Source organism: Acidobacteriota bacterium (assembly GCA_003225175.1).
GTDB lineage: Bacteria > Acidobacteriota > Terriglobia > Terriglobales > Acidobacteriaceae > Gp1-AA112.
This window is the reverse complement of sequence record QIBA01000029.1, coordinates 13,527-37,466: the sequence shown is the minus strand read 5'-3', so window position 1 is coordinate 37,466 and position 23,940 is coordinate 13,527. Positions and strand designations below refer to the sequence as shown.

General features: G+C 54.0%; 16 protein-coding genes. 8 read left to right on the top strand and 8 right to left on the bottom strand.

What is annotated here, in order from left to right; translation table 11 throughout:
• Positions 1–27: 27 nt before the first annotated feature.
• The 7 genes from DMG62_01930 (at position 28) to DMG62_01900 (ending at position 13,630) form a co-directional block, all read left to right on the top strand.
• Positions 28–1,437 carry a hypothetical protein gene (locus DMG62_01930; protein PYY24643.1) on the top strand — a complete coding sequence of 470 codons (1,410 nt, stop codon included), beginning with the start codon at positions 28–30 and terminating at the stop codon, positions 1,435–1,437.
• A 95-nt stretch (positions 1,438–1,532) separates the two neighbouring features.
• The gene (locus DMG62_01925; protein PYY24642.1) at positions 1,533–4,826 is read left to right on the top strand and encodes a rhamnosidase; all 3,294 of its coding nucleotides are present in this window, start codon (positions 1,533–1,535) and stop codon (positions 4,824–4,826) included.
• A 135-nt stretch (positions 4,827–4,961) separates the two neighbouring features.
• Positions 4,962–7,169 (top strand): bifunctional rhamnulose-1-phosphate aldolase/short-chain dehydrogenase, encoded by a 2,208-nt coding sequence (locus DMG62_01920; GenBank protein ID PYY24641.1) that lies wholly within the window; start codon positions 4,962–4,964, stop codon positions 7,167–7,169.
• Positions 7,170–7,235: 66 nt separating this feature from the next.
• Positions 7,236–8,705: a carbohydrate kinase gene (locus DMG62_01915; GenBank protein PYY24640.1), complete on the top strand. Its 1,470-nt coding sequence runs from the start codon at positions 7,236–7,238 to the stop codon at positions 8,703–8,705.
• Positions 8,706–8,729: 24 nt separating this feature from the next.
• Positions 8,730–9,923 carry a sugar isomerase gene (locus DMG62_01910; GenBank protein PYY24639.1) on the top strand — a complete coding sequence of 398 codons (1,194 nt, stop codon included), beginning with the start codon at positions 8,730–8,732 and terminating at the stop codon, positions 9,921–9,923.
• A gap of 80 nt (positions 9,924–10,003) precedes the next feature.
• Complete coding sequence (locus DMG62_01905) at positions 10,004–12,559, top strand: glycoside hydrolase (GenBank protein ID PYY24638.1); 2,556 nt, start codon at positions 10,004–10,006, stop codon at positions 12,557–12,559.
• Positions 12,560–12,937: 378 nt separating this feature from the next.
• On the top strand, positions 12,938–13,630 hold the full coding sequence (locus tag DMG62_01900) for a DUF1080 domain-containing protein (GenBank protein PYY24712.1): 693 nt from the start codon (positions 12,938–12,940) through the stop codon (positions 13,628–13,630).
• A 289-nt stretch (positions 13,631–13,919) separates the two neighbouring features.
• On the opposite strand, the gene DMG62_01895 is transcribed toward DMG62_01900, so the two are convergent.
• The 7 genes from DMG62_01895 to DMG62_01865 form a co-directional block, all read right to left on the bottom strand.
• The gene (locus DMG62_01895; GenBank protein PYY24637.1) at positions 13,920–14,606 is read right to left on the bottom strand and encodes a hypothetical protein; all 687 of its coding nucleotides are present in this window, start codon (positions 14,604–14,606) and stop codon (positions 13,920–13,922) included.
• A gap of 40 nt (positions 14,607–14,646) precedes the next feature.
• Positions 14,647–14,802: a DUF3309 domain-containing protein gene (locus DMG62_01890; protein ID PYY24636.1), complete on the bottom strand. Its 156-nt coding sequence runs from the start codon at positions 14,800–14,802 to the stop codon at positions 14,647–14,649.
• Between the two features lie 394 nt (positions 14,803–15,196).
• Positions 15,197–15,838: a class D sortase gene (locus tag DMG62_01885; GenBank protein PYY24635.1), complete on the bottom strand. Its 642-nt coding sequence runs from the start codon at positions 15,836–15,838 to the stop codon at positions 15,197–15,199.
• Positions 15,839–16,828: a VWA domain-containing protein gene (locus DMG62_01880; protein ID PYY24634.1), complete on the bottom strand. Its 990-nt coding sequence runs from the start codon at positions 16,826–16,828 to the stop codon at positions 15,839–15,841. It abuts the gene before it with no gap.
• 127 nt (positions 16,829–16,955) lie between these two features.
• Positions 16,956–17,618 carry a hypothetical protein gene (locus DMG62_01875; GenBank protein PYY24633.1) on the bottom strand — a complete coding sequence of 221 codons (663 nt, stop codon included), beginning with the start codon at positions 17,616–17,618 and terminating at the stop codon, positions 16,956–16,958.
• A gap of 382 nt (positions 17,619–18,000) precedes the next feature.
• Entirely contained in the window at positions 18,001–19,887 is a 1,887-nt protein-coding gene (locus DMG62_01870) for a hypothetical protein (protein PYY24632.1), read from the bottom strand.
• Positions 19,878–20,963 (bottom strand): hypothetical protein, encoded by a 1,086-nt coding sequence (locus DMG62_01865; GenBank protein ID PYY24631.1) that lies wholly within the window; start codon positions 20,961–20,963, stop codon positions 19,878–19,880. The genes DMG62_01870 and DMG62_01865 overlap by 10 nt, the downstream gene beginning before the upstream one ends.
• A 299-nt stretch (positions 20,964–21,262) precedes the next feature.
• Here DMG62_01865 and DMG62_01860 point away from each other — a divergent pair, with 299 nt between their 5' ends.
• Complete coding sequence (locus tag DMG62_01860) at positions 21,263–21,478, top strand: hypothetical protein (GenBank protein ID PYY24630.1); 216 nt, start codon at positions 21,263–21,265, stop codon at positions 21,476–21,478.
• Positions 21,479–21,647: 169 nt separating this feature from the next.
• Here the strand turns inward: DMG62_01860 and DMG62_01855 are convergent, their stop codons facing one another.
• On the bottom strand, positions 21,648–23,939 hold the full coding sequence (locus tag DMG62_01855) for a hypothetical protein (protein ID PYY24629.1): 2,292 nt from the start codon (positions 23,937–23,939) through the stop codon (positions 21,648–21,650).
• Between the last annotated feature and the right edge of the window lies 1 nt (position 23,940).

Genomic DNA, 23,940 nt, shown 5'->3' with positions numbered 1-23,940 from the left:
TCTGCGTAACACGTGGGAAAGCGACGAATGAGGCTGGTCCTGAAGGCGACAATCGCAGTTGCCGTGCTCACTCCGCTCCTGTCGGCGAACGTGCGAGCAGCTGTTGTCGGAACGTTGAAGGCAGGGGCTGCACGCGTTGAGATCACGCCTGATCCCGATGCAATTCCACGACCTTACACGTCCATCCTGGATCCCATTTATGCCCGAGCAATTTACCTCGAAAATGGACATGATCGAGCCGTCCTGCTGAATGCAGACATAGGCGCAATCGCCACCACGATTACGGAGAACGTCTCCTCCGAGATCTCTCGGGAACTGAACGTTCCAGCAGCAAACATTCTCATTTCGGCTACACACGATCACAATGCGATCTTCGGTGGTCCGCGATCTCCCGGCTCTGAAATTCCCCAGGGCCTGGCCGCTTTCGAGAAGAAGCTGCAATCGGGCCTTGTGCAGGCTGCTAAACAAGCGAAGGAGAAGATGCAGCCAGCCAGAATCGGGTATGGAACAGGAAATTTGTACTTGAATGTGAACCGTGATGCGATTGACGAGCACACACGCCTTTGGGCGCAGCAACCGAATCTTGAGTATCCCTCCGACAAGACTCTTGCGGTAATCAAGATCGAATCATTAACCGGCGACTTGATTGCCGTGTATATGAACTATGCAATGCACGCGAATTCGCTGTTTCTCAACGGCAAGGTGTCGGGCGATTTTCCTGGTGAGGCCGAGCGCTATCTCGAGCACACATACAACGACAAGCCGGTCGCGCTTTGGACCAGTGGCGCAGCCGGAGATCAGAATCCGCTGTACCTGCGGGCCAATTCGAAGATCACCGAGGCACGTATTCGCGCGGTGATGAATGCTGAACACGTCGACCTTGGCACGGCCATCATGCATGCCATGTTCGTGGGGAACCCAGCAGCGGACAATATTCCTCTTGACCCTGTCGCACTGGAACAGAGCGTACAACTAGTCAAATCACAGGGTCAGATCACCGCTGAAGAGACCATTCGAGTGATGAATCACATTCGCTCGATGAACACTGAAATAAAGATCGAGGGTGCGCAGCAGGATGTCAGCTGTCCAGGGCGCCGAAGACTTGATACAGGACGCGAAGGCGCTCCTGGGAGGTATGAGGACTCGCTCGAGCCTGTTCGTATCAGGATAGGCGCACTGCGTATCGGCGACGTTGCGCTCGGCCGTGCAAATGCGGAGCTCTACAACATGATTGGACAGCATGTGAAGTCAGGGTCGAAGTTCCACAACACAATCGTTGTGACTCTGACGAATGGCATGTCGAATTCGGGCTATGTTCCGACGGATGATGCTTTCGGACGATACACCTTCCAAGTACTCGGCTCGTCTCTTAAGCCCGGATGTGCAGAGAGAGCGATTATTAACGGGATCGACGACATGATTGACAAGATGGAGTAGTCAAAGGCAAGCAGGGGATCACTTGTTCCCATATCAGCACTAAGGAGGAACGAAATTTGAATCGCCGACTGACAGCTTTACCGAAATTGAGACAGTTGGGTTTTGCTGTCTGCTTTCTTGCTTTGTCGATTCTTGCGGCCGCAGCAGTGGACAAGCCGACTGGACTACTGTGCGACTCCTTAGTCACTCCTCTCGGCGTCGACGATATCAAGCCGCTACTTTCGTGGCAGTTGCAGGACGATCGTTTTGGCGCAAAACAAACCTCATACCAAATCCAGACTGCGAGTCAAGTTTCACTTCTCACATCAGATAAGCCAGACATTTGGGACAGTGGACGCGTGCGGTCCGATCAATCAGTCGGCATAGAGTATGGCGGTCCAGCGCTGCAGCCTAGCAAGCGCTATTTCTGGCGCGTAAAGATTTGGGATAAGGATGGAAGACTCTACCCAGTGAGCGATGTCAGCTGGTGGGAAACCGGTCTTCTCGATTCGAAGAACTGGCGCGCCAAATGGATCGGATACGAACAAGATGAGCACCGGGCGTTACGAGAAGCGAATGCCATATGGGTAACCAATCCTGGAAGTGATGATTACAAAGACAGTGGTGATACGCACCATAACTTCCGATTCGTCGTTGATGCTCCAGCAGGTTTTCGCCACGCCAACCTTTACGTGACTGGCGAAGATACAGCCGCGGCTTGGATAAACGGGAGACCGGTTCTTGAAGCAAGACCACTGCCGGCGTGGAATCAAGCTCCGTGGAAGACATATATAAAGGTTGAGGTCGATTCAGCACTGCGTGCCGGAAATAACTTGCTAGCTATTGATGTAATCCACTATGCGAGGAAAGACCAGCCGTCGAATGCGAATAGCCGCGTTCCCATGAACGCCGTTCTTTGCGTTGAGTTAAGCGATGGCATCTTCCGCACATTCAAGACTGGCGACACAGGCTGGAAAGCGACTCTAAACGCTAGTGGCAATTGGTTCGCTCCGGATTTCGATGACAGTTCTTGGGCCCCCGCGGTGCAGTATGTTGCCCCTCGGAGTGGGTTTGAGAGTGGCGACCTCGGTCACCCTTGGCCGACGGAACCAGTCAAGTACTTACGACACTCCTTCACGGTGCAGAAGCCTATCCGCTCAGCGCGGCTTTACGTAACCGCGTTGGGCGCCTACGAGGTGCACTTAAACGGATCGCGCGTAAGCGACCAGATCCTTGCGCCTGGATGGATGGACTTCAGACAACACGTCCCATATCAGGCTTACGACGTTACTTCTCAATTGAAATCCGGACAGAATGCCATCGGAGCCTATCTTGCGCCGGGATGGTATACGACTCCTTTGCAGTGGTTTAGGCAAGGGTACAACTACGGGGACACGCCAGAGGCCCTTAAAGCGCAACTTAGAATCGAGCATTCTGATGGTTCCATCGATTGGGTGATCACCGACGAATCATGGCGAGCCGACATCTCTCCCATCACCTTCGCTGAGATTTACGACGGCGAAACATACGATGCGCGACGAGTTCACCGAGGATGGGACACTGCATCATTCTCAGACTCGCGCTGGCATGCTGCCCAACTGATTGCTCCAAAGGAGCCTGCCATTATTTGGCAGTATTTTCAGCCAATCCGTGTTGAGAAAACGATCGCGGCTAGATCAATAACCAACCCCCAACCGGGAGTGTACGTCTTTGACTTTGGTCAAAATCTATCTGGTGTCCCCCATCTTCGAGTGCAAGGGCCTGCAGGCACGGACGTACAACTTCGGTTTGCTGAAGTACTGAACCCGGACGGTACGTTGTACGTCGAGAATCTGCGTACAGCGAAGGCAACCGATCACTTTATCTTGGCCGGAAACGGTATCGAGGAATATCAGCCGCGCTTTACCTTTCACGGCTTCAGATATGCCGAGGTCACAGGACTTCCTTCCAAACCTGGGCTAGACGCAATTCAAGCAGTGGTCATCCATACCGATGCGCCCTTCACCGCAGAATTGCGAACCAGCAATGACATGCTGAATAAGCTCTGGAGCAACATCCTTTGGGGACAGCGCTCAAACTTCGTAGGTGTCCCGACCGATTGCCCGCAGAGAGATGAGCGTCTTGGATGGTCCGCCGATGCCCAAGTGTTTTGGAGGGCTGCGTCCTACAACATGAATCTCACGGAGTTCTCGAAGAAGTACTCCGCCGACTTGCGTGGTACCCAGATTGGCACTCCGATGTATGGCATCTTCGCACCCGGGACACTAACGCCGAATCCAGGACACGGTACAGGCTGGAGCGATGCCGGAGTAATCATTCCCTGGACGGGATGGATACAGTACGGCAATAAGAGGACCATAGAACAGAACTGGGAAGGCATGGAGAAGTATCTGGCTGCGATCCAGACGGACAATCCTGACTTTCTGTGGAAGAAGAACTATGGCATTCCATTCGGAGATTGGCTCTCTCCTGAAGGTCCGACTCCTGAAGACCTCATCGCGACTGCTTACTGGGCTTATGACGTAAGCCTGATGCGGCAGATGGCCCACGCAGCCGGTAAAACTGACGACGAGCACAGGTATGCTGCTCTGTTCGAGAAAATCAAAGAAGCTTTCAATAAAGCTTACGTTCGCTCCGATGGGTTCGTAGGAGGCGTTGCGCCACCACCTGTCTTCGCTTCGGGAACTGCAAGGAAACTGAGCGATCAGCCGATCGATACGCAAACCAGCTACGTCCTTTCGCTGTACATGAACCTGCTACCCAACGACTTGAGATCGGTGTCGGCAAAGAGGCTGGTGGATAAAATCCAAGCGAACGGATGGCGTCTCAACACAGGTTTCCTCGGGACTCCTTATCTCCTCGAGGTGTTAGCGGATACCGGGTACTCCGATGTCGCCTATCGCCTTCTTCTTAACACCGAGAATCCCTCTTGGGGTTACCTTGTCGAGCATGGCGCAACCACCATGTGGGAACGATGGAATGGAGATCAGATGCGTGGGGACCCAAGCATGAACTCCTATAACCATTACGCATATGGAGCAGTCGCCGAATGGATTTATCGCTATGCTGCAGGAGTCGACACATCTCCAGTAGATCCTGGATTTCGGACCGTCATCCTTCGCCCACTCGTTCCGCGGTTTAAGGCCTTGGATTTTTCGTATCAATCACCATACGGAAAGATCCACTCCGAATGGACGCTCTCTGGGAAGAAGGCATCGTGGACGGTTACTATCCCGCCCAATAGCAGAGCCTGGTTACTTGTATCTGCAGACGGGGCAAACTCATTTTCGGTCGACGGACAGCCATTGACCCAGAGCCCGAAGGCGCGGCGTTTAGAGGATCGCGAGGGACAGGGCTACGAACTTCCGGCGGGCACCTATTCTTTCAGCACTAAGAACGTATTGAAGTAACCCTAAAAACCAGAATGTTTTCTGTATTGAAATTGTTAATGTATTGCATTCAATCGCTCTTACTATTAATCTTGCTCAGCACTCGGAACACTCGCAGACCATGGCTGAACGTTCATTCGCGTGCATAGGATTTCCGTGAAAGTACAAGAAAAGCTGCAATTTTTAGAGGACCGTTGGGACGAACAGATTGAACGCAAGTTGAGCGACGCGGAACTGCTCCGGTATCGTTCCAATCTCCTTGGCTCCGATCTCCGCATTACAAATTTCGGCGGTGGCAATACCAGCTCAAAAATAAACGAGCGAGATCCGCTCGACGGCTCCGAACGCAAGATTCTGTGGATCAAGGGTAGTGGAGGCGACGTCGGCAGTATCACCCTGTCGGGTTTCGCTACGCTGTATTTAGACAAGGTACTTGCGCTTGCCGAGCACTATCGCGGAGTCGCCTGGGAAGATGAAATGGTGGAGTTGTATCCACTATGCATGTTCGGACAGAACACTGTAGCTGCTTCGATAGACACTCCATTGCATGCCTTCCTGCCCTTCTCTCATATAGATCATCTCCATCCTGATTGGGGCATCGCGCTCGCAGCGGCCGCCAACGGCCGCTACAAGATGGATGAATTCAATCGCCGATTCGACCACAAGCTGGTCTGGCTTCCATGGCAGCGACCCGGCTTTGAGCTCGCGATGATGTTACGCGCGGCGGTAAATGACAATCCCCGCTGCGACGGAATTGTGCTTGGCGGTCATGGTCTCTTCACCTGGGGTGAAACTCAGCGCGAATGCTACATGAACACTTTGACGATGATCGATCAGCTCGGTCAGTTTGTCCAAGAGCACGTCGAGAAAAAAGGAAACGCTATTTTCGGCGGGGCGCGGCACAACATCTTGAACAGCCCTCGTGAGCTTGCTGTCGATCTCTTCCCATTTTTGCGTGGGAGAGTGTCTAGCCAGCAACGCATGATTGGTAACTTCAACGATCGCCCCGAGGTGCTCAACTTTGTAAACTCCCACGATGCTGAGTCGCTCGCCCACCTTGGCACGAGCTGCCCAGATCATTTCATTCGGACAAAAATCCGTCCCTTGTTTGTGCCTTGGACGCCGTCTACTGATTTTCGCGGACTCCGAGAGCAAATTGATGTGGCCCTGAGAGGGTATCGCGAGGAATACGAGCAGTACTATCGTAGTTTTGCCCGCAAGGAATCTCCTGCAATACGGAGCTCCGATCCCACTGTAGTGCTCATTCCTGGAATAGGAATGTTTAGTTTTGGGAAAACCAAGACTGAAGCTCGAATCACAGGTGAGTTTTACACCAATGCGATCCATGTCATGGAAGGCGCCACTGCCTTAGGCGACGGCAGCAAGGTCAATCCTCTGCCTCAGGCCGGGCCAGCCGCGAAGACAGGGGCCTTCTGCACCTATTCCAACTATGTTGCGCTGCCAGCCGTTGAGGCTTTCGGTATCGAATATTGGCAGCTCGAGGAAGCGAAGATTCGTCGCCAGCCTGCCGAAAAGGAGCTGAGCAGGCGAGTCGCGCTGGTCGTCGGCGGAGCCAGCGGAATCGGTCGCGCCACGGCTGAACTGGCCGCGAGCAGAGGCGCACACGTCGTCGTCGCGGATCGTGACGAGCAAGGGGGACAGGCTACCTGCGAATTAGCACAAAAGGCGAGCACGAAAGAGAGCGCTGCTGCAATCAGTATCGACATTAGTGATCGAAGCGCAATACGTCGAGGGCTGCGTGCCGCAATCGCTACATTCGGCGGCATAGACATCATCATCAACACTGCAGCGATCTTCCCTGCTTCCGCAAGCGGACAAATTGTCGACGAGCAGTGGACAAGAACGCTCGACTTAAACGTGACCGGCAACCATCGACTTGTCGATGAAGCCGCTCAAGTGTTTCGCGACCAAGAGCTCGATGGTTCCGTCGTGCTGACCAGCTCCGCAAATTCGGTCGTTGCAAAGCGTGGAAGTGAGGCTTACGACGTCAGCAAGGCTGCTCTGAGTCACTTGGTGCGTGAACTGGCTGTTTCTCTTGCGCCAAAGGTGCGGGTGAACGGAATTAATCCCGCGACCGTGGTCAAAGGATCAACCATGTTTCCCAGAGATCGTGTGATCGCATCTCTGACGAAATATTCCATTCCGTTCTCGGCGGACGCCTCAGACGAGGATCTCCGAAATCTCGTTGCGAAGTTTTATGCGCAGCGCACTCTCACTCATACGCCGATAGGACCGGAGGACTGTGCTCGAGCAATCCTCTTTCTGGCGGGACCACAGTCCCAATGCACCACGGGGCATCTTATTCCCGTGGATGGAGGTTTGACTGACGCTTTCTTGCGCTGAGTCTCTCGGATTGAACTCGAGAGAACTTGCGCGCGATGTTGATGTTGGGGTCGTGAGGGATTTAAGTTGAAGCGAGCAGCATCAGTTGCGATTGATTTGGGAGCAGAAAGTTGTCGTGTGTCTCTGTTACGTTGGGATGACGATTCTCCCCAACTTTCTGTCGTTCATCGCTTCGCAAATGGTCCGATACGCCGCGGGAACTCCTTGGTTTGGAATATCGAAGGAATTATTGGGGGAGTAACTGAAGGCCTCTGCCACTGTGCTGAAATTGCCACCGAAGGCATAGCTTCCATTGGTGTTGACGGCTGGGCGGTGGACTATGTCCGGTTGGCGGATGACGGCAGACCTTTAGGGAATCCGCGCTGTTATCGCGACGAGAGGACAATTGAGGCCGAGCGTCGTGTGCACCAACTCGTCTCACGCCACGATCTTTACGAACTAACAGGAATTCAGTTTTTGCGTTTCAACACGCTGTACCAACTCTACGCGGATCAGCAAGATGGAGTTGACCCACACGCTCGCTGGATCAACTTGCCCGAGTACATTCTCTTTCGGCTTGGAGGTCAAAAAGTCGCCGAGTACACCAACGCCACGCACACTCAACTAGTTGATCTGAACACCGGCAATTGGTGTCAGCAGATTTTCGATCGCAGCGGACTGGATTTGAGCGCCGCACCGCAAATTGTTGAAAGCGGAGCGATCGTGGGCCGCCTTCGGGGGGCAATTGCAGAACTGACTGCCTTCCAGTCCACTCTACTGATCGCCCCAGCCTGTCATGACACCGCGTCTGCAGTTGCCGGGATACCGGCAGAAGGCGATGATTGGGCATTCATCAGTTCGGGTACGTGGTCTCTGGTTGGAACATTATTAGACACAGCTTGCGCAACCCATCACGCCCTCTCGAAGAATTTTACGAATCTTGGAGCGGTAGGTAAGAAAGTCTGTTTCTTGAAAAACGTGAACGGAATGTGGCTGCTCCAGCAATGCTTAGAGACTTGGAGGGAGCAGGGCCACAAATGGACGATTCCCGATTTAGTTCACGCGTGCAGTGCTCTTCAGCCTCCAACGACTTACTTTGATGTTGACGATCCCGACTTGCTGCTGCCTGGAAATATTCCGGAAAAGATCCGAGCACAACTGAAAAAGACGCAAAACGGAAATCCACTCTCGAGTAGCGATACCGTCGCCGACACTGCGAATCTGATTTTTCACGGTCTAGCCAAAAGATATGCGGAAGTTTTGAAAGATATTGCTGCGGTAACCGGAAAGAAAATACAGAAGCTTTACATTGTGGGTGGGGGAAATAGGAACACTCTGCTGAATCGCTTAACTGCTGAGCAAACCGGCCTGGAAGTCATTCTGGGGCCGGCTGAGAGTTCTACCATCGGCAACTTTGCTGTGCAACTAGCAACCTTGGAGGGGGGCTGGAAATCCTCCGTGGGAGTTTCTTCTAACACGGTTTCGGCTTGGGCGCGTGCATTAACTGGTCGCTATCACTCTGAACGAGAAACAGTCTCTGCTGAATCGATGGCATGAAGAAGGAGTAGTTGAGGAGATCTAATGGCTAAAGACAGCGCAGGCGCAACCGTCTTCGAAGCACTTGACGAACTAAAGATTGAGATTCCCTCGTGGGGCTTTGCCAATACAGGAACTCGTTTCGGCAAATTCATTCAACCTGCGGCAGCAACCTGTATTGAAGAGAAATTCAGTGACGCGGCTGAAGTTCATCGTCTTACAGGTGCCTGTCCGACAATGGCGCTACACGTTGAATGGGATCTGCCCAATGGTTTGCGCGATGTGCCGAAAGTTCAGAAGCTCGCAGAAAAGTGCGGTGTCCGACCTGGGTCTATCAATCCCAACGTGTTTCAAGACCAGGAATACAAGTACGGATCCGTTGGTAATCCTGATCCCGATATCCGGCGCAGAGCTCTGGATCATATCCTCGAGTGTGTTGCCATTGCCGACGCTCTTGGCAGCCGCGACGTCTCGCCTTGGTTCGCCGACGGTTCGAATTATCCTGGCACTCAAAGCATTCGCAAGAGAATTGCGTGGTTTGAAGAAGGATTGAAAGAGGTCCATGCGGCCTTGCGACCTGGCCAACGGCTTCTCATTGAATACAAGCCCTTCGAACCTGCTTTCTATCACACCGATATTGCTGACTGGGGCATGGCACTAGCGCTCGCGAGGAATGCGGGGCCGCAGGCGTTAGTTCTTGTCGATACGGGCCACCACTATCAATCCCAGAACATCGAGCAGATCGTTGCCTGGCTTTTGCACCAGGATATGTTAGGCGGCTTTCATTTCAACGATAGGCGTTATGCTGACGACGACTTAACTCTCGGGTCCATCGACCCGTATCAGGTCTTTCGGATATTTCACGAGTTACTCGTTCAAGAATGGGAATCCGGGGCCAGTCCTGATGTGGCCTTCATGATCGATCAAAGCCACAACTTAAAGGGCAAGATCGAGGCCATGATCCAAACCGTGTGTACCGCCCAGGAACTCTACGCCAAGGCCGCTCTTGTAGATCGTGATCGGCTGTCTCAACTTCAGGACTCCTGCTCCTTAGTGGAGGCCGAGGAGTGTTTCCGAACTACATTTTGGCAGGATGTCCGGCCACTCGTCCGTGAATGGCGGCAAGTACGCGGGCTCCCTCAAGATCCACTCCAGACCTTTTCCGAAAGTGGATATCTGGAGCAAGTCACGAGAGAGCGTCGTGATCGGAACGTTGGAGCAGTCGCATCTTACGCCTAGTCGTCCGACAGTCTTGATTACAGAAACTACGCGTCCGGATCTCAAACAACTCCTTTCGGTTGGGAAATCAGAGCCTATACATGAAAACTGTCTTTCACAGCGGTCTAATTCTTATTGCCTGTGTTTCCTCAACGTATGCGCAAGCTCAATCGACGCTGCCGTCGGCAGATAGGGTGGAATCGATCATCAGCAGGATGTCGCTCGAAGAAAAGATTGATTACATCGGCGGCACAGGCTTTGCCATTAAGGCAGTACCAAAAGCGAACTTGCCTGCATTGGAGATGTCCGATGGACCTTTGGGTGTGCGCAGCAATTCCCGCGCCCCTTCAACCGTCTACGCGGCTGGCATCGGACTCGCCGCAACTTGGAATCGAGATTTAGCTGAGCAAGTGGGGGCAGGCATCGGACGTGACGCACGTGCCCGCGGTCTGCATTTCATGTTAGGACCTGGAGTAAACATTTACCGCTCGCCCCGCAACGGCAGAAATTTTGAGTACTTCGGAGAAGATCCCTTTCTTGCCTCTGCGATCGCCGTGGGGTATATCACCGGAATGCAAAAACAAGGTGTAAGTGCAACGATTAAGCACTTTCTTGCGAATAACTCGGAATTCTTGCGACACGATTCCGACTCTGTAGTCGATGAACGTACCTTGCGAGAGATCTATCTACCCGCTTTCGAGGCTGCCGTAAAACAAGCGCACGTGGGTGCCATTATGGACTCCTACAACCTAATTAACGGCGCCCACGCGACACAGAACGGATATTTCAACAATGATGTTGTGCGGAGGGAGTGGTGCTTCGATGGAATCGTGATGTCGGACTGGAGGTCGACTTACGATGGCGTCGCCGCAGCAAATAGCGGCCTCGATCTCGAAATGCCTACTGGTGAATTCATGAATCGCAAGAACCTGCTCCCTGCGGTTCAAGCCGGACGCCTAAGCCAGGAGGTAATCGATGAGAAAGTGCGACATATCCTTCACACTGCTGTCAGATTTGGGTGGCCTGATCGAGAACAGACCGATTTATCTCTTTCGAAGTACAACGAATTGAACCATCAAATCGCTCTTGATGCCGCACGAGAAAGCATCGTGTTGTTAAAGAATGATGGCCAGCTGCTTCCACTCGACAAGCAGAAGCTAAAGTCTGTTCTGGTTGTCGGCCCAAATGCCTATCCGGCCCAGCCGGTCGGTGGTGGAAGTGGGGCTGCAATTCCCTATTCATCGATAAGTATTGTGGAGGGGCTGGCGCATATCCTTAGCAATTCAGTGAAGGTGTATTACGAGCCTGGCATACCATCGCTGCAGGAGCTGGTCTCCGGCACTAATTTCATGACTGAAGCTCAGGGCGGCGAACCCGGACTGAAAATGGAGCGCTTTGAGAATGCGGATTTTTCCGGTTCACCGGAGAGTACTGAAGTTGTCAGGCGCATTAACAATCCTGGGTTCTCATGGGACACGCTTTCGGATTGGGAGGATGTTGCACCTCTCCTGGCGAGCACACCCAAAACAACCTCTCGTAGGTGGACGGGCTACTACATCGCGAAGGATTCCGGCCCTTATGAAATTGCGGTGCAAGGTCCAGGCGAGAACAACGGCTTTCGCGTATCCATCGACAATAAGATTGTGTTCGATAACTGGGAACTTGCAAAGGCCTACCAGGATCACGTGACTCTTGAACTCGCATCGGGCCCCCACCATGTTGTCGTCGAAGACGTTCAACGATCTCATTTCGGTGGCCGTTTGCGTTTGGCGATTGCGGATCAGAAAAAGCTGGTGAGCGATCGTGTTAAAGCAATAGCGGCAAAAGCCGACGCTGTCCTGATAGCAGTGGGCTTCAATCGCGACAGCGAAGGCGAAGGTGCAGATCGAGCGTTCTCTCTGCCTACTGGTCAGGAGGCTCTGATCCGAGAGATCGCATCGCACAACAAAAACGCAATTGTCGCAGTCACGTCAGGCGGCGCCGTTGATGCCGCCCCTTGGATAGACCGAGTGCCAGCTTATCTTCAATTGTGGTATTCAGGGGAACAAGGAGGAACTGCACTAGCTGAAATTCTTTTTGGCGCGGTCAACCCATCTGGGCACTTGCCGATCAGTTTTGAGAAGCAGGAGACAGACAATCCGACTTTCGCCAATTACTATCCCGAACCCGGAACGAAACGCGTTTCTTATCGTGAGGGGATCTTCGTTGGTTATCGCGGATTCGAGCACAACCAGGCCAGGCCTCTTTTTCCTTTCGGCTTCGGCCTCTCCTACACATCCTTCAAATTTGCGAATCTCGCGGTAAAGCCAAATCTCAACTCGGCAGATGGTTCACGATATCTGGTCTCATTTGATGTCACGAATACAGGGAAGAGGCCTGGTGCGGAAGTTGCACAGCTATACATTTCTGCACCAGACGGAAGCATTCCTCGCGCTCCGAAGGAGTTGAAAGGTTTTTCAAAAGCAAAATTAAGGGCAGGAGAGACCCAAAAGGTCACCATACCGCTAGAGACGCGCTCTTTTGCTTATTACGACGTGAATGAAGAGCAGTGGCTCGCCCCAGCAGGACACTACAAAGTCCTGGTAGGTGACTCCTCAGGCGGAATCAAGCTCACAGGTGAAGTCCGACTGGAAAAGGCGCTCATGGCCAAGCCGTAACCCATTGGAACTGCGAACAGACTATGCAATCCGTTAGGTAATTCGCCCCTTAATCATCGCAGTTTTCTTGCGCATAACCGACCGGTGAATTTATTTTTACAAACTCTGTCGGCCCGTTCCGGAATTCGATTTTCTGCGATAGAGACTTATTTGGCGAACAGCTGATTACAGAGCGTCGGGAGGATTCCCACAATGTCTTTCGAAGGCACTGCCGCTGCCCTCGCAGTAGCGATGCTTGGACCCATGGCACCTTGCGGCCACGCACAAGCTACGAGCACTGCAGAACAAACGTCAGGTACTACTTCCACTTCCGCACAGGCCGACGGGACGACCGCTCGCAGCCAGACTGGTCGGCTGAGTTTTCGCGAGCCCGATCCAATCGAGTTTGAGGACCACAATGGGTATGTGCAGCTGTTCGACGGCAAGTCGTTGCAAGGCTGGGACGGAGATCCCTCTATCTGGCGCGTCGAAGAAGGTGCAATCGTGGGCGAATCGACGCTCGAAAAGCCAAGCGCCAACAGCTATATCACGTATCGCGGTTTCACTGGTAAGAACTTCGACCTGAAGCTCGAGATCAAAGTAGAAAAAGGTGGTGGGAGCGGCATTCAATACCGCAGCAAAACCGGCGTGCCGTGGCTCGCTCTGCGTCCCGGCCAGGCACAGCCGAACCTGAATTGGATGGACACGGGTCTACAGGCCGATTTTTGGTATCCGGTGAGTCCGCGAACCTCCACGTTCACAGGTCAGATCTATTCCGAAAACACGCCGCTCCGCATCATTGCCTGGCGCGGTCAGGTCGTGCACATGGATCCGGGCAAACCGCCGCGCTTGGTCGCGAACATTGCCGATCGCGAAGCCTTGGGGGGTTACGTCAGAATCAACGACTGGAACCAATATCTGATCATTGCCCGTGGCGGTGCGCTCATCCACATCCTCAATGGCCATCTGATGGCTGTACTAGTCGACGACGATCCGAATTCGCCGAATAACGTCTCAGGTGAGATCGGCATTGAGATCGAAGGCGCGCCCTCAAAAGTTTCAGTTCGGGACATTTGGGTCAAGAAGTACTAGTGCGAGTGTCATTTGAATCTCTCACTATAGAGCGGTTTACCGTCACGGAAGAAACCACCAGTTGGACCGCCATCGGGCAGGTTCGCTGCCCAGACGATTCCGGCCGCTCCCTCGGCAACAGAACGTGGGGCACTGGCGCCGCCCGGCTACATGGAAGCTGAAGCCTAAAAGCCATAGGATAAGAAGAATGGCGAAGATAGTCCAAAGCATAGCCTCTCTCCAATTTCGTATCTCGAACCTCGACTATGGTCTGGTCGGGTGCTCGCAAAGCGACACCCGACCAGTATTGTCAGGACTTGCTCTTGGCTTCGGCTTGTGCTCCGCCCACAGCATTGAGGAAGGTGTGAGCCGAGTTGGGGACTTTCACTCGACCTTCAAGTACCGACTGCGTATTCGCCTTGCTTCCGTAAATGGCACGAGTAGAGTCGTCGTCGCGCCTCACGGATGCTCCCTCCAGTGTTGCTCCGGCGAAGGCTCCTTTAGCGCGAGAATAGGTAAGGATCTCAGTATCCAGCTTCCAGTCGGTGTTGGCGGACGCGTGACGCCCAACCGGACCGGCTGCCGCTGAGGCATCGCCGCCGATTTCGAACTTGCTGGCAATCAGGCGCTGCATGCCTTTTTCGTTAAGGATCATCACCAAGTCCACGGATTCCACGCCAATCTGAGCCCCAAAGCTGCCACCGCCGACACTGAAAAATGCGGGTGCGCTCCAGCCATGAGCAGTGCGACAAGTCGCTACTCCTTTGCCTTCTTTCGCGCCGATGATAAAGCCGCCCTTGAGCATATGCGGAACAACCGCGACACAACGGGCACCTTCGAGAACTTCTTCCGGAATTCCCTGATCGGGAGCGCCGAGAATCTCATGCAGCACCTGGGCTGCGTTGTCCATTCGATCGACGGCATCTTTGTGGGCTGTCCCGGCCCATGATAAGTGGGTGACACCAAACACTACTGCGAACAACAAGAGTTTCTTCATAGTTACAGCCTCCAGAGCTTGGTTAACGGCAATAGATTTCTTAGATCCGGCCTAGTAGAACCAGAATGATAACGATGAGCAGTGCAAGGCCGAGGCCGCCGCTGGGATAGTGATTCCAGTTCTTGCTGTATCTCCACCGGCGAAGAGTGCCAATCAACATGAGTAGCAGAATTACGATGAGTACTGTGCCGAGCATGCGGACGGCCCTTTCAGAAATCGGTCCAGGTGAATAACGTTAGCAGCGAGACGTGCGTGGGTCTGGTCAATGTAGCTCTAATTGAATTTTGGCCGTGCAGGTAGTGTTCATTGTTGACCAGCGTAGACGGGTAGGAGCGGAGCATAGTGAACTCGCCAGATCACAAAGGAACAACAATTTCCAGACGCTGCAATCGAATTTTCAAAACTGCATCCATTCAGCCCAGGTTCCCTACCTTGACGCTCGATGACGTCAGCCGGCTCGAGTCTCTGGCCAAAAAAGTAAAGACGGGTTCTCGACCGCGGACGTAAGAGAGATGACACTCCCGAATGGCTCAAGCCCCACACAAATGTGAACGGTACCGCGGGCTAAATCGGCTGTGCAGTCGGCCTGCTCAAATTCGATGCGCGCGCACGATGAATCTCTTTGGCGCAGGACCCACGAAATAGAAGGGATAGCAGGTGACCAGGGTTAGGATCGATTCGTCTGAATCATTCAGCACTTGTGTATCTTCCGCTTCAACGACCTTCATCGAATCGACTCGATAGCGATACGATCCGTTAAACGTCATTAACGTAATTTCATCGTCCTCGCGGATATTGCGCAGCGCTCTGAAGAACGTGTCACGGTGTCCGGTGATCGCGACGTTCCCTGGCTCACCGGGCAGTGCCGTTCCGGGAACATGCCCAACTGCGCGACGCAGTGTTTTTCCGCTGGTACCTTCCACGATGATCACGGCAACGCCGATTCTGCCGATCTCGACGCGTCCAAGCACGGAGCCGAGAGCAAGCGTTTTGCGCTGGCTGTGGTCGCGCAGCGATAAAGATGCGGACACAACTTTCGACTCTGCTTGCGCTGATGGTTGGCGCGCATTCTTCGCTGCTTGATTCAATCGCCAATTTTCGTACGCCTGAAAGGACTGCGCATCCACCAGCGAAAAGGCAACGTATCCCAACGATGCGATCGCCAGTGCAAGAAAGAGCCAACGGCTGTGCTGCAAGGCCGGAAACTTCGCACGAGGAACCAACGGAATCATTTAATTCCGCGTTTTCGGCTGGATTGCGCCAGCGGTTGCGACTGATGGCTTCGAGCGGGCTATATAGCCAGCGCGCGTTGTCACGCGCAAGTGGCCGCCACTAGCAGAGGCGGCGTGAACCTCGATGGCGCGATAAGTCCCGTCCTGTGTTTGGTTGGTGGGAAGGTAGGAAATGGTGTACTGGTTTCGAATCTCACGTGCGATCCGTTCACAAATCGGCACCACTTCGCGTAACGAATCCGGAAAGAACGCCTCGCCGCCGCTGGCTTTTGCGAGTTCACTGAGGACGTGAGGATTTTTATCAGGGTCGTCAGGCTCATAAATTCCGAGTGCATAAATGATCGCATCGGATTGAGTTGCGGCCTGCAATATCTGTGCTTTGGTATGCACACTGGCATTGTCGGCGCCATCGCTGACAACGATCAGCACTTTCTTGTCTCGATTTCCCTGCTTCAAGCGTTCGAGTGCGACGGCCACAGCATCGTACAACGCGGTCTCGCCGTCCGCGATAACCGTGCCCATAGCAGTTTTTAGTTGTTCGGGCCGGTCGGTGAATAAGGTGCCATGCGGTAGGCCGAAAGAAACGTTCTCATTGAAGTTGACAAGAAACATCTGGTCCTGCGGGTTGCTGGAGCCGGCAAATGCCAGCGCTGCGGCGATCACTTCCGCACGCTTCGGCCGCATGCTGCCGCTGTTATCGATAACTAGTCCAGCTGTGACCGGAATGTCTTCATGACTGAAATGTTTGATAGCCTGCGGGACTCTATCTTCGGAGATCTGGAAGTTGTCTTTGCTAAGACCGGCCACAGGAACGCCATGACGGTTCCGCACTGTCGCGTGCAAGACGACTTCATCAACGTTCACTCTGATCCTATAACCAGTATCGGAGGGTGGTGATGGCGTAACCTGCTGGGCGTTAACAAGCATCAGGGGTATTACGAAAGAAATAATCGCGAGGACGCAGGACGCGCATTCACGGATCATGAACATGACTAACTTTCCGTTCAAGCGAAACGTTCTAACTGCCAATGGGAGTCGCGATAGCGGCAAAATATCGGCTGTGCGCTTCGGCTTGTTTTCCGGAGACGTACAGCCTATATAAGCAAATCCCAACGATCTATGAGGAGTACTTGGTGATCAGACCGGCTGCGGCGAGCGAGAGCATCCCAGCGCAAAACAGCAGCGGCATATAGCTCGCCGTCTGCGGCAGGGTTTCCACCTTGGCTATTTGCACTGGAGCCTGAACTACCTCAGCAACGGGAACTGGTTCTCCAGCTGGATTCACGGCTTCGATCGGTGCTGTCTTGAGCGCTTCTACGTCTGCCATCGGAGTAGGCGTTTCAAGCACAGGCTCATTGGCGATCTTCGCCAGCTCTAGTGCCTTCGACTTCGGATATACGAATTCCTCACCCGACTGAGCACCAGGATAGAACCACGCCCGAATCGCTTCCGGTTCGCCTTGCGCCCGCTCTTTAAATGTCATGACAGTCTTGTCGGTTGCATGCAAACGATAATTCGGAATCGCTAGGATGGTGGTGTAAACATGGGTTTGGTCCTCGTTGAAGATCTGGACAATGTGGCGGTCTGACAGCGAATCCATAATCTTGAACACGTACGTGCCCGCCGGCAGGACCTGAGCGCCGACGCCGGGAACTTCGACCGGCGCGCTGAATGTGACTACAGTCTTTTTATTCCAGTCATCTGCCGACGCGCCAGGCAACACAAATAAGGAGACCGCGAGAACGCAAACCACGATGAGACATTTCGTGAAGAGTTTCATTGTTACCTTCTCTCTGAGAGCTTGGTTGACGGCCGCGCGGAGTGCGCGGCGGGGAGTGCGATGGAGAGGCCTGTGCGTCCGGCACGCTGAGACCTACCGGCTGCCTCCGTGCATGAAACAGAAGCGTACGGAGACTTGCACTTAACTAATATCGTTCATCCCCCCTGGGAGCTACTGGTCTGAATTGACCACTTTGAGATTTTTTGTCCATAGTAAGCTCAAAAACAAACAACTTCCCGAAATGACACCGGCCAGGGAGTGTTCCCCAGTCGGTGTTCTTCTTTGCGTTCGATTAGTGGCGAGCTTGACGTGCTATCTTTTTCGCGGCGAGAGTCGGCACTGACTAGTAGCTAGTCAACTCTTTGCCCAGCGCCTCTGCCACTTATCGCTTCTTGCTTTTCTTCCTGGGCGTCGGTCTTTTTTCGACACCCTTGGTATTGATCAGCGCCAGGAAATCTTTCGCGTTAAACGGGTAGAGGCGAGTGGATTGTTGTCCGGTCGTACTCAAGTTGACGTCAACGCGCCGATTATTGGCCAGCACCATCACTGGCAGATTGTTCAGCATTTGTTGTCTGTCGGCCGCAGTCAAGTCCGGATCTTGCGCTATCAGCGCCCTTGTCTGGTCGGCAGTCAATTGCTCCTCTTTGCCAATGGACCGGGTCTCAATGTGATCTTGAGGAACGCCATGCTCTACGAGGGCATTCTTGGTGCGTTCCACGCGTCGCTCTGTGAGGGCTTTGTTGTATTCCGCAGAGCCGCGCGGATCTGCATGGCCACTGAGTATCAGATGGGCATCGGGCCGGTATTTCAGGTAATTGTTGAAGTCCGCAGCGAGGGTCTGCAGGATCTCCGCCTGACTGGCGAGCAGTCCGCCCGTGGGATTTTGCACCGTGGGCCGAGCAGTCTGAAAGTAAATACTATGGAGGGCAAGCCTGGTTTCCAACTGCTGGACCTCAGCGGGAGGAGCAGGGGGAGGCGGCGGAGCTTCCACGTTCACTGTGGTGGTGGACGAGGCCGTGAGCGGCGGATTGCGATCATCACTTACATTGCAAGTGACCGTGATAGGACCTGATTGTGCGCCTGCTGTAGTCAAGGTAGCGGTCTCACCGGTACCGGAAATCTGACCAGCGCTAGCGGTGTAGCTGTAAGTCAACCTGCGGCCATCTGGGCTGCTGGCGTTCGACTTGATAGTCGAGCTCCCGCCGCTTTGCACGCTAGCCGGATCTGCCATGCATGAAATCGACGGAGGACGAGGCTGTTTCACGGTGAACGTGGCGCTGCATGATGCAAGACCGTTGCTTCCGTCGCTCAAGTTGGCATTCACTGCGTATGACCCGGGCTGCAAGCCCATGGTGTCAATCTGTGTTGAGGCGTCAGTTCCCGCGACTCTCAGCCCTGTTCCACTCCAGGTGTATTTGACTGTGCGCTTTGGATTGAAATTAGATCCGGTGGCGGTCGCGGTCACAGGTTCGCCGGCGAAGACTTCAGTCGGCTGTAACGAGCAAGCGGCGCTGGGGGCGATTGCAGGTTCTCCGCCGCCAAACATGAAGTTGAGACCGGTCTGCAACCTTACGCCTCGGATATCGGTCGTTGGCACTCCGCCTGGAGCAAATCGATAGGTTGAGAATACGTAGTCGGCGCGGATTAATCGCCACGCTATATGCCTGGAGAGATTGATGTCCAGACCGCCACCGGCCATGAAGCCCAGTTTATCGACGCTATGAAAAGCTTCGGGCACAAGACGGTGGTCGCCCGCTAATGCCTCCAGAAATGGAGAGAAATGACGGGAACGAAGAGTGAACTTTGGGCCTAACGATATGTTGTCGAAGCGAGTGTCATCAATTCTGGTAGCGAATGTAGTTTCGCCGCTGCCCCAGTGGTTGCTTCCATCGATCGTGAGTCCAAGCCAGCGATTGAAATTGTAAGTCCCGCTAAGCCCAACACCTTTCGGATTCGTTTCCAGCCGACTGCTCAAGGGCAGCAACGCTGCAGGACGTTGACCATGCACGTCCGCTGCCGGATCAAAGACGGAGTATCCGCCATAAAGCTCCCATTTTGGAACTGGGCGATCCTGGGCAACGGCAAACGTGGCAAATGCGCACCCGAAAATAATCATTGCCGGCAACATCGCTACAAGACGACCGAGACCGCTCTTTGATTGCGAATACATGCGAATATTCCTCCGAATTTCATCAACGTAAAGGTTGTGCTTCGCCGGAGCTGGAGTGGACCAGACCGAAGCTGGTCCACTCCGAATGCTCATGGACATGTGGGGACATTTACTTGATTGCTGTCCAATGTGACGGCGCCGTTGCGTGCCAGGGCTCTTCCATTCAGCGTTGCTCCGGTGTTCACGGTGATGGAGGCCAGAGCCATGATGTTCCCTGAGAACGTCGTGTTGGTTCCGAGCGTGGCCGAACTTCCGATCTGCCAGAAGACGTTCTTAGACTGGCCGCCACCGGCCATGATGACTTGGCTATTCCCAGCGGCAGTTGTAAGCGTGGAGACTACTTGGAATATCCACACGCCATTGGCCGCGCCAGACAGAGTCAGATTCCCGGTGATTCCGAGTGATGGCTGTGAGCTTGTGGTTTTGTAAACGCCAGGCGCGAGAGTGAGTCCGCCTATGTCTGCCGGGAGGATTGCTCCTCCTGGAGCGGCTGCGGCGTTGTTGTATGCGGTGGTCAAATCTCCTTGCGCGGCCATAGCCACGGCATCGCCCGCGTGAAATGCTCCGGTGGTTGTGCCGGGCGGAAATCCAGTGATCGAAGCCGCCGGCCATATCCCTACATCTCCTCCTGTAACTTTCGTGAGACCAACGCTACTAACCACTGGAGTGCCGCCCAGAATTCCGAAATTACAAGCCGCTCCTAAAGGCGAGGGCGCGGGCAGAGGCGTTGGAGGTGGAGGACAAGGAGCCGACGTTGTGAATGTCCACACGAAATTGGCAGCCAGTGGATTACCAAATGTGTCAGCCGCTCCGGTGGTGATCGTAGCCGTAAAGGTCGTGCTTGCAGTAAGAGCAGCCGTGGGTATGAAGGTAGCAATCCTGGTAGCCACAACATAGCTAACTTGCCCAGACACGCTGCCAGCGCTTGAACTCAAAGTAAACGTGGAAGTGCTAATCGTCGAAGGGTTCATCGCCTTGCTGAAGGTCGCAGTGACAACTGCGGTGTTGGGACAAATGAGCGTAGAGCCGGTTGGCGGCGTAACTGACGTGACTGTAGGGGGAGCTACTGGATCGGTGGGAGCCGCGCCATTCTTGTCCGGATCGCCGCAACCCGCCGCGAAAATGAGTACTAAAAGTGCTGTCAAACAGATGTTGTGACGTCTTTGTATCCGCATACAAACCTCTTCTTCTCGGCTCAGCGCCAGTACGGCGTTCGGGAGCAACCATAACAACTCTGGGTTAAGCCGTATGTTCACAATTGAACAGAACTGGAATGCTGCAGGACAACGTAAGCATCCAGTCCCGCTATTTAGGAGGTTGAGTAAGTCTTAATGTGAGCGCTTATGAACAGATCTAACGAAACGATAACGTGTAGCATCGCGTGTTTTGGCAAGGGTTAGTATTGCCGCTAGAGTTAATTTGGGATAACTGTCGATCAGCAAGTTAGTTCACGGGTGCCGCAAGGAGGCTTTCGATGAAGATACTCTTTCTGTTTGGGTTGGCGTTGATCGTCCTTGGTTTGCTATCGCTGGTGATCCCAATTCCTCACAATGAGCGCCAGGGAATTTCAGCAGGTGGCGTCTCAGTTGGGGTTCAGACGCAGCACAGCGAAAAAATTTCGCCCATCATCAGTGCAGTGATGATCCTAGCCGGCGCCGGTATGATGGTCGCGGGCAAGACCAGAACGTAATCTGCAGCCATTGCGAGCGAGTAGGCGGCCATGAATCGGAAATATGCACCGACCGACTGATAATTCATTTCTCTAACTGTTCCTGCCACTTCGGTTCCACCTCCTGAAGCTGCGACGCATGTTGAAGATGCGCTTGAGCCGTTTCTTGTTCAGAGGGTAGTCGAGGTCTCTAGAGTTGCGGTTGAGTTACGACGTCTTCGGGCGTGACCTCGGCGGGTGGTTTCAGGAATTGAGCGATGCTGTCTTCCATTTGCGCGGGAAACTCGGGAACGTCACCGACGAGCTTCGCAGCATAGGTATTCAGCAGAATTTCTCTAAATACCGGCAGCGCAACGCGGGCGCCGGTTTCTTTATTTCCTAAGGAGCGGTTATCGTCAAAGCCGATTCGCACCGCGACGGTGATGCCTTCCATCCCATAGGTGGAACCGACGAACAGGGCATCTTTGAACTGGCTGGTCGTTCCTGTTTTTCCCATCGTGGGAATTGGAAAGTCGACGCCATCGAGCGAATGGGCTGTGCCGGTCGGTAAGCGGACCACTCCGCGCAGGCCTTCCTGCAAGAGAGTTATTGCAGTGGAATTCATGGCCTCAGGAATGGTTTGCTCTGCGAAGGCTGCGGCAACCAACGTTGCACCGCGCGAGACCTGCCGGATTACATGAGGAGTATTGAATGATCCACAAGCAATCGTCCGATAAGCGTTCGCAAGTTCGAGCAGGTTCACTTCGGAAGCGCCCAGCGAAGTAGTTGGATACGGCTGGAGCCGCGACTCGATACCTACCTCCTGCGCTGCACGCAGAATGCTGCCGATGCCGATCTGTTTTGTAATCCAGATAGCTACCGCGTTGCGGGATTCTGCCAGCGCGAGACGGAGAGGTATCGGTCCCTTGAACTCGCCGTCGTAGTTGGAAATGGCCTTCCCGCCCGGCTTGTCGCCGTCCGGGATGCTGATTGGCTCATCGGGAACGATCGATTCGAGAGTAAAGGGACCATGCAGAAAGGCCGCAAGATACACGATCGGCTTCATCGCCGAACCGGGTTGCCGTTCCGATTGCGTAACGCGATTGAAGTCGCTGTAGTCATTGAGACGCCGGTTAAACATTCTACGGCCGCCCACTTCCGCGAGGATGCTGGCATCACTATTCCGAAGAACCACGACGGAACCTTGGATAATTCCGGCAGCAGCGGGATGCCGCTTCTCATACCGCATCAAGCCGTGCTCCAGTGCTTCGTTTGCGACACGCTGTAAGCGAGCGTCGGCCGTGGAATAGATCTGAATTCGTCCCTGCAGAAGATCTTCAGCATCCGCACCGGAATACCGAAGTTTCAGCTCATCGAGGACAGTTTCGATCACAGCGGGAGCCTGGCTTGAGTTGTCAGCCTGCACCGCGCCATTCCTTGTGACCAACCTGATCGGCATTCTCTCAGCGGCTTTGGCAGCATCTCGCGACAGCGAGCCGCGGGCCAGCATGAGCCTCAGAATCTGGTTTCGGCGGTGCAATACCCGGTCTGCATCGGGCGAGTTAGGAGCGTAGTAACGAGGCGATTTCGCAATGCCCGCCAGCAGAGCAGCCCGGTCGGCATCCGCACCACTGAAGGCTGAGAGAGGTAGCCCAAAATAATACTCTGCCGCGGTGGCGAAACCGTACTGTCCGTTTCCCAAGTACAGGAAGTTGGCATAGCGGGCGAAAATCTCTTCCTTGGCTCGCTGCTTCGACCCGAAACGGGAACGCATCTGCTCTTCGACCCAGACGGCCAGCCGCATCTCTTCGAGTTTTCGAGCCAACTTCTTGGCACTGCGCGCACCTACGATATAGGACAGCACACCCGAGCGAAGCTGGTTGCCGTTCTCTTTGTCTGTAAGATTACGTAGGTAGTAAGCGCGCACGAGTTGCTGGGTGATGGTCGATCCACCCTGACGAAGCATTGCCAGGCTCTCAGCTTTGTCGGCCCGGCCTACCCGGGTCATCCGCGTCAGTATGGTTCTGATTCGGACTTTTTGCAGGACACGCGGGATTCGGGAGTAGTCAACCGCGCCATGCGAGAAAAAGTTCTTGTCTTCGGCGGCGAGAATCGCGTCGCGGACAATCAGAGGTATCTCCTCGTACTGAATTATGTGACGATGCTCTCGCGAGAGCTCCACGAGCAATTCACCTTGGTTGTCGTACACGTGACCAATAGAAGGACAATCAAAACGCACAAAGGCTTCTATGTCTGGCAGGTTAGTACGATCGAAGTACAGGTAGTGAAGCGTGATCGTGAGCAGTGTTGCGGCGAAGAGTAATCCGCCCACCCCCAGAACACACGCGGAAAGCAATATAGCGCGAATAACTGGGTGGAGCGCTGCAAAGAGACGTCGCAGCTCATTGAGGCGGCGGGTTCTCTTCGCCAGCGAAGCACAAGTGCTGATATCACTGATCGAACCCCAACCGTCCTTCTGAGTCTCCGATAAGACCGGCGTCATT